At 72.3% G+C, this 12,701-nt stretch carries 10 protein-coding genes; 1 reads left to right on the top strand and 9 read right to left on the bottom strand.

The window, feature by feature from the left end; all coding sequences use genetic code 11:
• Positions 1–141: 141 nt before the first annotated feature.
• The gene (locus ACZ6I3_RS34470; protein ID WP_469420091.1) at positions 142–744 is read right to left on the bottom strand and encodes a Uma2 family endonuclease; all 603 of its coding nucleotides are present in this window, start codon (positions 742–744) and stop codon (positions 142–144) included.
• 200 nt (positions 745–944) lie between these two features.
• On the opposite strand from ACZ6I3_RS34470, the gene recQ reads away from it, so the two are divergent.
• Positions 945–2,978: a DNA helicase RecQ gene (recQ, locus tag ACZ6I3_RS34475; protein ID WP_469420093.1), complete on the top strand. Its 2,034-nt coding sequence runs from the start codon at positions 945–947 to the stop codon at positions 2,976–2,978.
• A 44-nt stretch (positions 2,979–3,022) separates the two neighbouring features.
• On the opposite strand, the gene ACZ6I3_RS34480 is transcribed toward recQ, so the two are convergent.
• The 8 genes from ACZ6I3_RS34480 to fahA form a co-directional block, all read right to left on the bottom strand.
• Positions 3,023–5,842: a fumarate reductase/succinate dehydrogenase flavoprotein subunit gene (locus ACZ6I3_RS34480; protein ID WP_469420094.1), complete on the bottom strand. Its 2,820-nt coding sequence runs from the start codon at positions 5,840–5,842 to the stop codon at positions 3,023–3,025.
• Between the two features lie 11 nt (positions 5,843–5,853).
• Entirely contained in the window at positions 5,854–6,675 is an 822-nt protein-coding gene (locus ACZ6I3_RS34485; protein WP_469420096.1) for an ABC transporter ATP-binding protein, read from the bottom strand.
• Positions 6,659–7,594, bottom strand: coding sequence for an ABC transporter permease (locus ACZ6I3_RS34490; protein WP_469420098.1), 936 nt, complete (start codon positions 7,592–7,594; stop codon positions 6,659–6,661). Before ACZ6I3_RS34490 ends, ACZ6I3_RS34485 begins: the two co-directional genes overlap by 17 nt.
• Positions 7,591–8,967 carry an ABC transporter substrate-binding protein gene (locus ACZ6I3_RS34495; RefSeq protein ID WP_469420100.1) on the bottom strand — a complete coding sequence of 459 codons (1,377 nt, stop codon included), beginning with the start codon at positions 8,965–8,967 and terminating at the stop codon, positions 7,591–7,593. The genes ACZ6I3_RS34490 and ACZ6I3_RS34495 overlap by 4 nt, the downstream gene beginning before the upstream one ends.
• A gap of 15 nt (positions 8,968–8,982) precedes the next feature.
• Positions 8,983–9,210 carry a 4Fe-4S dicluster domain-containing protein gene (locus ACZ6I3_RS34500; protein ID WP_010986276.1) on the bottom strand — a complete coding sequence of 76 codons (228 nt, stop codon included), beginning with the start codon at positions 9,208–9,210 and terminating at the stop codon, positions 8,983–8,985.
• A 33-nt stretch (positions 9,211–9,243) separates the two neighbouring features.
• The gene (locus ACZ6I3_RS34505) at positions 9,244–10,044 is read right to left on the bottom strand and encodes a GntR family transcriptional regulator (protein ID WP_469420101.1); all 801 of its coding nucleotides are present in this window, start codon (positions 10,042–10,044) and stop codon (positions 9,244–9,246) included.
• Between the two features lie 164 nt (positions 10,045–10,208).
• Positions 10,209–11,147, bottom strand: coding sequence for a M56 family metallopeptidase (locus ACZ6I3_RS34510; protein WP_184591929.1), 939 nt, complete (start codon positions 11,145–11,147; stop codon positions 10,209–10,211).
• 242 nt (positions 11,148–11,389) lie between these two features.
• On the bottom strand, positions 11,390–12,607 hold the full coding sequence (gene fahA / locus ACZ6I3_RS34515; protein ID WP_469420102.1) for a fumarylacetoacetase: 1,218 nt from the start codon (positions 12,605–12,607) through the stop codon (positions 11,390–11,392).
• Positions 12,608–12,701 lie beyond the last annotated feature (94 nt).

Here is a 12,701-nt window from a genome sequence, read left to right on the forward strand (position 1 = left end):
TTGTTTGGGTGGCCCCCTCGTTTTTCTCGGGGTGGGGGGGGTTGGTGGTGTTTTTGGGTTCTCTCGTTGCTTTTTTCGGGGGGCCCCCCCCCCCCCCCCCCCTTTTCCCCCCCCCCCCCCCCCGCTTTCGGTGCCTGGTGGCTATTCGCCGCCCTTGCGGCGTGCCTTGATGCCGGTGAGATCCAGATCCACGGGGAACGGGGCACTCACCTTGATCCGCTCACGGACGACGCCGATGCTGGTGTACGCGCCGGTGGTGGGCTCCAGCTCGAACGCGTGCACGGCGGCGAGGCCCTTCTCGTTCTCCACGCGCCAGTAGTGGGGGATGCCGGCCCTGGCGTACTTCAGCGGCTTGGTCTCGCGGTCACGGGAGACGGAGTCCGGCGAGACGACCTCGATGGCAAGAAGGACGGATTCCGCCGGATACCGGGTCTGCTGGGGGTCCTCCACCACGTCCTCGCGCACCACGATCACATTCGGCTCGGGCCGGTTCTGGCGGTCGATGTCGATGGTGAACTCGCGAATGACCTCGAATTCCGACGGGGCCAGAGACTGGAGCTGCCAATTGAAGAAGTCGACAGCGCGTGAGTGGAAAAGAGTCCGCGGACCCACGAAGACGAGGCTCCCGTCGATCAGTTCCGTGTGCGGAGGCAGATTCGGGAGGCGGTCCAGGTCGTCGGCGGTCCAGCCGCCTTCCGGCGGGGTCGGCCAGCTGGGCGTGGACGCCTTCGGTGCGACGCTCATCGGTGCTCCCAGGGGACGGAGTCTCGCCGGTGCATTCAGACTATCCGCCGGAATCGGGCGGGTCTCCCGCGAACGTGTGAACGACGATCGTGTCCTTGACTGGGACGGGTGGGGGTGACCTGTGGATAACTCCGGCCTTGTCGGTGCTGACCTCTATCGTGGACGCAGTGGTCGAGGGACGACGTACGGGGGGCACGACGATGGGTGGGACAGGCGGTATCGCCGAGATGGCAGTGACGCAGAGCGAGGCGCTGGCCACGCTGCACCGGGTCTTCGGGTACGAGGCCTTCCGGGGCGAGCAGGAAGCGGTCATCGAGCACGTGGTCGCGGGCGGTGACTCCGTCGTGCTCATGCCGACCGGCGCCGGAAAGTCCCTGTGCTACCAGGTGCCGGCCCTGGTCAGGCCTGGCACGGGGATCGTCGTCTCCCCGCTCATCGCCCTGATGCAGGACCAGGTCGACGCGCTGCGGGCGCTCGGCGTGCGGGCCGGGTTCGTCAACTCCACGCAGGACTTCGACGAGCGGCGGGTGGTGGAGGCCGAGTTCCTCGCGGGCGAGCTGGACCTGTTGTACCTGGCGCCGGAGCGGCTGCGGCTGGAGAACACGCTCGATCTGCTCTCGCGCGGCAAGATCTCCGTGTTCGCGATCGACGAGGCGCACTGCGTCTCCCAGTGGGGCCACGACTTCCGGCCCGACTACCTGACGCTCTCGCTGCTCGGCGAGCGCTGGCCGGACGTGCCGCGGATCGCGCTCACCGCGACGGCCACGCGTGCCACGCACCAGGAGATCACCGAGCGGCTGAACATGCCGGCGGCCCGCCACTTCGTGGCGAGCTTCGACCGGCCCAACATCCAGTACCGGGTCGTGCCGAAGGCGGACCCCAAGAAGCAGCTGCTGAGCTTCCTTCGCGAGGAGCACGCGGGCGACGCGGGCATCGTCTACTGCCTGTCGCGCAACTCCGTCGAGAAGACCGCCGAGTTCCTCAGCCGCAACGGCGTCGAGGCGGTGCCGTACCACGCGGGCCTGGACGCGGGCACCCGCGCGGCCCACCAGTCCCGCTTCCTGCGGGAGGACGGCCTGGTCGTGGTCGCGACCATCGCCTTCGGCATGGGCATCGACAAGCCGGACGTCCGCTTCGTCGCCCACCTCGATCTGCCCAAGTCGGTCGAGGGCTACTACCAGGAGACCGGCCGGGCCGGCCGTGACGGGCTGCCGTCGACGGCCTGGATGGCCTACGGACTCAACGACGTCATACAGCAGCGCAAGCTGATCCAGTCCGGCGAGGGCGACGAGGCCTTCCGGCGGCGGGCCCAGTCCCATCTGGACTCGATGCTGGCGCTGTGCGAGACCGTCCAGTGCCGCCGGGGCCAGCTCCTCGCCTACTTCGGCCAGGACCCGGACCCGGCCGGCTGCGGCAACTGCGACACCTGCCTCACCCCGCCGGAGACCTGGGACGGCACGGTCGCGGCGCAGAAGGTGCTGTCGACGGTGGTGCGGCTGCAGCGCGAGCGTGGGCAGAAGTTCGGCGCGGTGCAGATCGTCGACATCCTGCTGGGCAAGCGGACCGGCAAGGTGATCCAGTTCGACCACGACCAGCTGTCGGTGTTCGGCATCGGCGAGGAGCTGACCGAGGCCGAATGGCGCGGCGTCGTCCGGCAGCTGCTCGCCCAGGGGCTCCTCGCCGTGGAGGGCGAGTACGGCACGCTGGTGCTGACCGACGGCAGTGGGACGGTGCTGCGGCGGGAGCAGGACGTGCCGCTGCGCAAGGAGCCGAAGAAGCCGGTGACCTCCCGGTCGGGGTCCTCGTCGGCCTCCGGCTCCGCGCGGGGCGAGCGCAAGGGCAAGGCGGCCGCCGCCGAGCTCCCCGAGGCACTGGTGCCGGCCTTCGAGGCGCTGCGCGCCTGGCGGGCCGAGCAGGCACGCGAACAGGGCGTACCGGCCTACGTCATCTTCCACGACGCCACGCTGCGGGAGATCGCCACGGTGTGGCCGGCGTCGGTGGCCGAGCTCGGTGCGATCGGCGGGGTGGGCGAGAAGAAGCTCGCGACGTACGGGGAGGGCGTGCTGGAGGTCCTCGCGTCACTGGGCGGGCAGCCCGCCTCGGCCCCGGACCAGGTGCCCACCTCGGCCCCGGACCAGGTGCCCGACCGGGCTCCGGCCCAGGCGCCCGGCCGGCAGGTGGGTGAGCCGGACGACTGGCCCGAGATGACGGAGCCGGAACCCGACTGGATATGAGGCCGGGCTCCGGCCGGGTCACATAGCTTCGGGGGAAGGACCGGTCACAGCGCCCGTGCCGCGTACGCCCTGACGTCCGCGTCGGAGTCCGTCGTCGCCGTGGCGAGGGCCGCGCGGGCCTCCTCGGCGGTGCGGTGCCGGGTCAGTGCCAGGACGGCCGCCTTGCGGACATCGGCGTTGGCGTCCGCGAGGGCCTTGGCGAGGGCGGGGACCGCCACCTCCGGGTCGGCGACGGACAGGGCCGTGGCGGCTCCGGCCCGTACCTGCCAGGCCGGCTCGGACAGGGCGGCCACGGCACGCGTGGTGAGGGGCGCCGGGCAGCCGGTGGTGCCCAGTGCTCCGTAGGCCGCCGCACGCACCAGGGCGTCGGGGTCGTCGAGGAGGCCGGTGAGGGCCGCTTCGATCGAGCCGGCGGCGGAATCGGAGCCGGCCGGAAGGCTGCCGGACAGTCGCTCGGCACTCACCGTGGCCAGCCCCTTGGCGATCGCCACCCGGACCTCGCGGGACGGGTCGTCGACCGCCGCACGGGCCAGTTCCTCGGCGGCGTCGACCGACACCAGCGCGCGTACGGCCTCGATACGGACGGCGATGTCGGCGTCGGCCACGGCCTGCGAGAACAGGACGGCGTCCCCGAGGCGCAGGGCACGCAGGATGTCCAGCGCGGCGGCGCGGACCACCGCGTCGGGTTCGGCCAGGGCGGCGGCGAGGCCGTCGCGCAGGTCGGGCTCGGGCGGGAGCGTCTCGACGAGCTCCCGAAGTGACGCGGCCGCTGCCGCCCGTACCTCGGCGGCGGTGTCGCGCAGGGCGGCGGCGAGGGCGCGGCCCGTTCCCGGTGGCAGCGTCTCGGTGAGTACGGCGACCGCCTCGCGCCGGACGGCGGGCGCGGGGTCGGTCAGGTAGGGCTGAAGGGCGTCGAGTTCGGGCTCCTCATCGGCCAGGGCGACGAGTTCGAGGAGGCGGGCGGAGGACTGCTCGGGGGCGGGAGCGGGGGACGAGGACGGCGCGGGCCGTTGCGCCTGCTCAGCCCCGGCAGCCCCCACCTGGGCCGCCACCGGAGCCACATCCCGCGGCCCCGCCATCGCCACGTCCTCGGCGTGGACCTCGCCGATCAGCCGGGAGGGTCCGCCCACAGGGGTGAAGCCGTCGACCGGAACGAGATAGGGAGCCACGGGACGGGCCGTGAACTCCATCGCACCAGAGGGGGACTTGTGCAGATCGAGGTGGTGGAACCAGGACGCGTCGTCGCGCCGGGGGTGGTCGAGGCGGTCGTGGTAGAGGCCCCAGCGGGACTCCGTGCGGGCCAGGGAGGACCGGGCGGCCATCTCCGCGCAGTCGCGGATGAAGGTGACCTCCGCGCAGCGCATCAGTTCGTGCGCGGTGTGGGCGCCCATCTCGGCGATGTCGGCGTGCATCCGCTCGAACGACTCCAGGGCCAGCGACAGCCGGGCGCCGGACTTCGGCGGGGCCACGTAGTCGTTCACGAAGCGGCGCAGCTTGTACTCGACCTGGGGCTGCGGCGGGCCGTCGGGGTTGCGCAGCGGGCGGTAGATCAGCTCGTGCGCCTCCCGGAGCTGCTCGGAAGGCAACTCCCCTTCGTATGCCGCGTACTGGGACGCGTCCGCACCCGCGAGGTCGCCGTACACGAACGCGCCGATCATGTAGTTGTGCGGCACACAGGCCAGGTCGCCGGCCGCGTACAGCCGGGGCACGGTCGTACGGGCCTGGTCGTCCACCCGGACGCCGGAGGCGGAGTGGCCGCCGCACAGGCCGATCTCGGAGATGTGCATCTCGATGTCGTGGGTGCGGTAGTCGTGGCCGCGGCCGGAGTGGAAGGTGCCGCGGGTCGGGCGTTCGGTGGAGTGGAGGATCGTCTCCAGGGCCGAGACCGACTCCTCGGGGAGGTGGCTCAGTTTCAGGTAGACCGGGCCCCGGTCGGAGGCGACCTCCGCCGCGAACTCGGCCATCATCTGGCCCGACCAGTAGTCGGAGTCGACGAAGCGCTCGCCGTGCCGGTTGACCTGGTAGCCGCCGAAGGGGTTCGCGACATAGGCGCAGGCCGGGCCGTTGTAGTCCTTGATCAGCGGGTTGATCTGGAAGCACTCGATGCCGGTGAGCTCGGCGCCCGCGTGGTAGGCCATGGCGTAGCCGTCGCCCGCGTTGGTGGGGTTCTCGTAGGTGCCGTACAGGTAGCCGGAGGCGGGCAGGCCGAGGCGGCCGCAGGCGCCGGTGGCGAGGATCACCGCGCCCGCGCGGACCTGGACGAACTGCCCGGTGCGGGTGTTGAAGCCCGCCGCGCCGACGGCGCGCCCCTCGGCGGTGAGGACACGCACCGGCATCACCCGGTTCTCGATGCGGATCCTCTCCCGCATCTCGCGCCGCCGCAGCTGCCGGTACAGGACCTTCTTGACGTCCTTGCCCTCCGGCATCGGCAGCACGTAGGAGCCGGAGCGGTGGACCTGGCGGACCGCGTAGTCGCCGTGCTCGTCCTTCTCGAACTTCACGCCGTACGACTCCAGCCGCTGCACCATGCCGAAGCCGCGGGTGGCGGTCTGGCGGACGGTGGACTGGTCGACGATGCCGTCGTTGGCGCGGGTGATCTCGGCGACGTAGTCGTCGGGTTCGGCGCGGCCCGGGATGACCGCGTTGTTGACGCCGTCCATGCCCATGGCGAGCGCGCCGGAGTGGCGGACGTGGGCCTTCTCCAGCAGCAGCACGTTCGCGCCGTGCTCGGCGGCGGTCAGTGCCGCCATGGTGCCGGCGGTGCCGCCGCCGATGACGAGGACGTCGCAGGTCAGTTCCTCGGCGTCGGCGAGGGACGGGACGGCCAGGGAGGTGTCCGCAGGGGGGGTCACGGAGGTGGTCACCGGGGTGCCTTTCACGTACCGAGCGAGGTGAGGACGTCGCGCCGCAGGGCCACGCGAGCGGGGTCGTCGTGTGCGCCCCGGTCGCGCGGGCGGGGGATGTCCCGTACGGCGACGAGGCCGCCCGCGCCGAGCAGGGCGACACGGTCACCGAGGAAGAGGGCCTCGTCCACGTCGTGGGTGACGAAGACGACGGTCGCGCCCGTGCCGTGCAGCACCTCCACCAGAAGGTCCTGCATGCCCGCCCGGGTCTGGGCGTCGAGCGCGCCGAACGGCTCGTCCATCAGGACGGCGCGGGGGCGTGCGGCCAGGGCGCGGGCCAGCTGGACGCGCTGGCGCTGCCCGCCGGAGACCCGGTGCGGCAACTGCCGTGCCCGCGTGCCGAGTCCGACCCGCTCCAGCCAGGCCTGGGCCTGTTCCCGGCGCTCGGCGCGGGAGACGCCGCTGATGGCGAGGGGCAGTTCGACGTTGGCGCGCAGGCTGCGCCAGGGGAGGAGGGCGTCCTCCTGGAAGACCAGGGCGCGGTCGGCCGCGGGGCCGGTCAGCGGGTGCCCGTCCTGGGTGATCTCCCCGGAGAGCGGTGGCAGCAGGCCGGCCAGGGTGCGCAGGAGGGTCGACTTGCCGCAGCCGGACGGGCCGACGACGGTGAGGATCTCGCCGGGGGCGATGTCCAGGCCGACGTCGTCCAGGGCGGGTGCGCCGGGGCGGCCGAGGGAGGCGCCCGACAAGGTGAGCCGGGTGCCGCGCACCGGCGTCGCGGTGGCATCGGGCTCGGGCGAGGCGTCCCGGACGGCCTCGGGCGCGGTGTTCGGGACGGTGTCAGACGAGGTGCTCATCGCGTGCCTCCTCGGATGCGGGGCCCCCGGATGCAGGGCCCCCGGATACGGGTCCGCTCGACGCGGCGGCGGGTGCGGCCGGCGTGACCTTCGCGAACCGGGAGGGCCGGGAGAACCGGGAGGACCGGGCGGGCCTGGGCGGCCGGGCGCCCGGGACGTAGGCGGTGCGGGGCAGCCAGCGGGTGAGGCGGCGGCCCAGCAGTTCCACGGCGGTGGAGGTGAGCCAGCCGAGCACGCCGATGGTGACCATGCCGACGAACACACCCGGGTAGTCGACGACGGTGTAGTCCTGCCAGGTGCGGTAGCCCACCCCGTACTGGCCGGAGATCATCTCGGCGGAGATCACGCAGATCCAGGACACGCCGATGCCGACGGACAGGCCGCCGAACACGCCGGGCAGCGCGCCCGGCAGGACGACGGAGCCGAGGATCCGCCACCGGCCGCCGCCCATGGTGCGCACCGCCTCCTCCCACATGGGGGTCAGGGCGCGCACCGCGTGCCGGGTGGAGACCAGGACCGGGAAGAAGGCGGCGGTGCAGGTGATGAAGACGATGCCCTGTTCGTTGGAGGGGAAGAGCAGGATCGCCACGGGGACGAGCGCGATGGCCGGGATCGGGCGGATCACCTCCAGCACCGGGCCGAGCAGGTCCTCGGCGAGCCGCGAGCGCGCCACCAGCACGCCCGTGGCGACGCCCAGGACGGCGGCCAGCAGGAAGCCGGTGAGGATCCGGGTGAGGCTGTCGGTCAGGTCCGTCCAGTAGTCAGGACCGGACAGCCGGGCGGCGAAGGCCCGGGCCACGTCGGTGACCGTCGGGAACTGCGAGAAGCGCAGCCACAGGTCGACGTTCAGGCTGGTCAGCGTCTGCCACAGGCCGAGGGCGACGGCCAGGGAGGCCACGCGGAGCGCATAACGCCTCACGACGCCTGCTCCAGAGCATCGGCGTAGGAGACGACCCGCGCCCCGCTGTGCCCGGCGATGTACGCCTGCGCGGTCTCGGGTGCGACGAAGGGCAGCAGTTTGGAGCCGTCGGCCACCCATACGGCCTTGTCGGCGAACCACTGGGTGCCGGTGGTGGTGTCGGGGACGTAGGCGGCGCGGACGGCGTCGCGGTGCCCGGCCACGTAATTCAGCAGCTGAGAGGGGGAGGTGAAGGTGACGGTCTTCGAGGCGCCCTTGGGCCAGGCCTCGCTCGCGGCCGGCGCGGGCTTCGTGGCGAGTTGCTTGGCGTACGCCGCCTGGCCGAGGGCCTTCTTCACGTACTGGTCGTCGACGAAGGAGTCGACGTCCACGTCGCCGGTGAGCTTGGCCGACTTGAGGATCGAGACGTCCTTCTTCAGGGCGGAGACGAGCTGGGGCTTGATCGCCGGGTCGAAGGTGGCGATGCCGTGAGCGCCGTTGTAGAGGTAGACGACCTCGGCGGGAAGGCCGGTCGCCTTCGCGACCTTCTCGGCGGCGTCCACCGGGTGGTCGTTCAGATAGTCCGTCGCCTGCGCCTGCGCCTTCAGGAACGCGTCCAGCACGGCGGGCCGCTCCTTGGCGAAGTCCTCGCGGGCGGTGACACCGTGGAAGGTGGGCAGATTCAGCCGGGCACCGTCGTACAGGGCCTTCGCCTTGCCCTGGTAGGCGAGCAGGCCCGGCCAGGCGACGAACTGGGACAGCGCGTCCGCGCTGCCCGCGGTGAGAGCCGAGGCGCCGACGGAGGGCTGCTGGTTGAGCTTCTCGATGCCGCTGTCCGGGTCGATGCCGGCGCGCTGCAGGGCTCGTACGAGGGTGCCGTCGGCGGCCGAGCCGACGCTCGTGGAGACCTTCTTGCCCTTCAGGTCCTTCAGGGTGGCGAGCTGGGAACCGGGTGCGGTGACGATGGTGTTGAGGCCGCCGCGGAGGTTGTAGCCGGTGACCGAGACCAGGCGGGTGGGGCTGTTCAGCTGCTTGCCGCGGGCGGCGTTGATGAGCAGCGGGAAGTCGCCCATCGAGCCGATGTCGATCTTCCCGGCGGTCATCTGGGCGGTGATGGGGGCGCCGGTGGCGTAGTCCTGCCAGTTCACCTTGTACGTGATGCCGTCGTGGCGGGCGTTGAGCTGCTTCTCGAAGTAGCCGAGGGAGCGGAGCAGGGTGCCCGCCGTGACGGTGTTGATCGTCCTGGATTGGTAGCCGACGGTGACGGTGACCGTGGAGCCGCTGCCGGCCTCGGCGTCACCGCCGCAGGCGCTGAGCGGGAGCAGGAGGACGACGGCGGACACCGCGACCGCTGTGCGTTTCGGTGTGGTTCGGGACGTGCTGGTTCGGGACATGGCGGTTCGGGCCTCTCACCGGAGCAGATAGGGCATGTTGACCGTGACGGCTCCGGTGGGGCATCGGGCCGCGCACGGGCCGCAGTACCAGCACTCGTCGACATGCATGTACGCCTTGCCGTTGCTCTCGTCGATGGCGAGGGAGTCCAGCGGGCACATGTCCACACAGAGCGTGCAGCCGTCGATGCACTTCGACTCGTCGATGGTCACGGGCACGTCGGCCCGCTGGGGCGCCAAGGGCATGGCTGTCTCCAGGGATCTGCGCGAGAGGGGCGGTTACCGAGTCCGGTGCAGCAGGCCGCTCATGGTGATGCGGTCGCCGCGGAAGCGGATGAACTCCAGGTCGACCGGGCGGCCGTCCGCGAGGTGGGTGAGGCGTTCCAGCATGAGGACGGCGGTGCCGCGCGGGGCCTCGAGCACGGCGGCCGAGTGGGTGTCCGCGCTGACCGCTTCCAGGGTGATCTCGGCGTGGCCGAGGGGCCGGCCGGTGACGGCTTCCAGGAGGCGGAAGACGTCGGTGTTCTCCAGGTCGGCGCCGAGCAGTTCGGTGCCGATGTCGAGCGGGACGTAGGTGAGGTCGAGGGACAGGGGGAGGCCGTTGAGACGGCGCAGGCGTTCGATGTAGAGGACGTCGGTGCCGGGCGCGAGGTGGAGGCGTTCGGCGACCGGCGCGGGTGCCGGGGCGGGGCCCATGGTGCGGACCTCGTTGGTGACCCGGCCGTGTTCGCGGAGGGTTTCCGCGAGGCCCATCAGGCGGTCGAGACCGTGGGGGTACTTGTGGGCCACGACCACGGTGCCGACGCCGGGCCGGCGCTCCACGAGGCCCTCGGCCCGCAGCAGGTCGAGCGCCTCGCGGACCGTGTTGCGGCTGGCGCCGTAGTCGGCGGCGAGGGTCGACTCGTGAGGGAGAGTGCCGCCGGGGAAGGCGCCGGTGAGCGTCTGCTGGCGGAGCAGGTCCGCCAGTTGCCGGGCCCGGTCGGCGCGCAGCCGTCGCCGCGCGCGGTGGGCGGCGACGGTGGTCGCGGCTCCCGGTCCGGCGTGGTCTCGGCTGCGGTCGATGGGCATGGCTCGGACCATACCTATCCGATAGGAAAAGTAGTGTTGCGGGAGTGTTGCGCCACCGGGAATGTGACCGGTTCGACTGTTGAGCTGCGGCTTCGGCGGGCCCGTGGGGAGATCCGCCACCACGGCTCGGGCCGTTCCGTGGACAGATCCACCGGGTCGGCTCCCGGCCGGTACGGCTACGACAGTGCCGTGAGGCCCGGGGCGAACGCGATCAGCAGGGGCAGCAGCGGTACGAGCGCGGCCGTGGTGGTCGTCAGGGCCCGGTGCCTGCGGCCCAGCCGGGGCGGCGGTTCCAGGAGCCGGTCGACCCGTTCGCCCAGCAGTCGGTGGCTGGAGGCGCAGGACAGGACGCCGCGGTGCTGGTTGAGCTCGATCAGGGCCAGTGCGGTGGTCAGGTGGCCGCAGCGGCGGGAAGCGGTGTCGTCGGCGGCCAGTTCGACCAGGCGGTGGGTCTGGTCGCAGAAGTGGGCGAACAGGGGGATGCGGGGGAAGCCGGTGGCCAGAGCCGTGGACAGGTGCAGCAGCCAGTCGTGGCGGGCGCGGGCGTGGCCGCGCTCGTGGGTGAGGACGGCGTCGAGCTGGTGGCCGGTGAGACGGTGCAGGGCGCCCGTGGTGACGATCAGCTGGGAGGGACTGCCGGGCATCCACCAGGCGTCGGGGTACTCGTCCTCGAGTACCAGCAGGGGACCGCGGGCGGCGGGCAGGCCGGCCGGCAGGTCGGGGGCGCGTTCGCGTAGATGGGCTCGGGCCTGGGCGCGGCGCCGGCGGGCCTCGACGAGTTCGCGCGCGAGCATCGCGGTCGTCCAGGCGGCGCCGCAGGCCAGCAGCAGGGTGAGGGTGGCGGCCCACGGCGGGGCGGTGGAGAGGTCGTACGCCGCGGTCACGGCGGGCGGCGCCGGGGCGAAGAGCTGGGCGCGGACCGTGCCGAACACGGCGGCGGCACCCAGCGCGAGAGCCGTCACGCAGCACAGCAGGACGGTGGCGACCAGGCACTGCCACACCCACAGCGCGACCACCGGTTCCCGCTCGGGCCACGCGGACCGGGTCAGCGCCCGGGGCACGGGCACGGCGGCCGTCACGGCGACAACACTCAGCAGGAGCAGGCAGACGGTCATTGCCACGGGCTCCGGTTCCTGGTCGGAAGAGGGGCGGCTACGGGTGATGCGAGGAAGAGCGGCTGCTGTGCGCGCCGGTGCCACGGCCGAAGTGCTCGCCGAAAGCGCCGTGCAACGCGCGCGGGCGGACGCACCGCCCGACGCCCAGTATGACGGGCCGGGCGGTGTGAGTCAGGAGTCGAACACCATCGGAGGAGCCGGGAGGGGCGACTGTCGGCCGGACTCGCCCCTGCCGCGAGGGCTCACTCCGGTCCCGGTGTCACCCGCCCCGTCACCTCGCCGAGCCCCACCCGCACACCGTCCGGCCCCGGGGCCCAGGCCGAGAGGGTCACCACGTCGCCGTCCTCCAGGAACGCCCGCTTGCCGTCCGGGAGTTCGAGGGGGTCGCGGCCGTTCCAGGTCAGCTCCAGCAGCGAGCCCCGCTCCCGGTCCGATGGGCCGCTCACCGTGCCCGAGCCGTACAGGTCGCCTGTGCGCAGGGAGGCGCCGTTCACCGTCATGTGGGCCAGCTGCTGGGCGGCCGTCCAGTACATGGTGGAGAAGGGCGGCTCGGAGACGACGTGGCCGTTGACGGCGACGCTGATCCGCAGGTCGTAGCCGCCGGGTTCCTCGTCGCTGTCGTCCAGGTACGGCAACAGCTCGTGCGTCCGGGCCGGCGGGGCCACCCGGGCGTCCTCCAGGGCGTCCAGCGGGGTGATCCACGCCGACACCGACGTGGCGAAGGACTTGCCGAGGAACGGGCCGAGGGGGACGTACTCCCAGGCCTGGATGTCGCGCGCGGACCAGTCGTTGAGGAGGCAGAGGCCGAAGACGTGCTCGCGGAAGCCGTCGAGGGACACCGGCTCGCCCATCCGGGACGGCGCGCCGACCACGAAGCCGACCTCCGCCTCGATGTCCAGGCGGACGGACGGTCCGAAGACGGGAGCGGCGTCGGCGGGCGCCTTGCGCTGGCCCGAGGGGCGTACGACGTCCGTGCCGGAGACGACGACCGTGCCGGAGCGGCCGTGGTAGCCGATCGGCAGATGCTTCCAGTTGGGGGTGAGGGAGTCCTCGGCGTCGGGGCGGAAGATCTGGCCGACGTTCCGGGCGTGGTTCTCGGAGGCGTAGAAGTCGACGTAGTCCGCGACCTCGAAGGGCAGGTGCAGGGTCACCGAGGACAGGGGGTGGAACAGCGGTTCGACGGTCTCGCGGTGGGACGGCACGGTCACCCAGGCGGTCAGCGCCCGGCGCACGTCCGACCAGGCCGTGCGCCCCGCGGCCAGCAGCGGGTTGAGGGTCGGCCGGGCGAGCAGGGCGGCGTACGGGGAGCCGAGCGCGTGGGCCGCGGCACCGGCGTCCAGCACATGGTCGCCGAGCCGGACCCCCACGGACCGGTGGGACGAGCCGGGGAGGGAGAACACGCCGTACGGCAGATTGTGCGGGCCGAAGGGGTCGCCCTCGGGGACATCGAAGGGGGGCATCGGGTGCTGCCTCGCTTTCGGGTGTGCCATGTCGTCGCCACGTGTTCGTGGTCGTGCCACACGTTACGGGTGGCACGCCGGTCATGGGCAGAGT

The organism is Streptomyces sp. NPDC041940 (assembly GCF_055589465.1).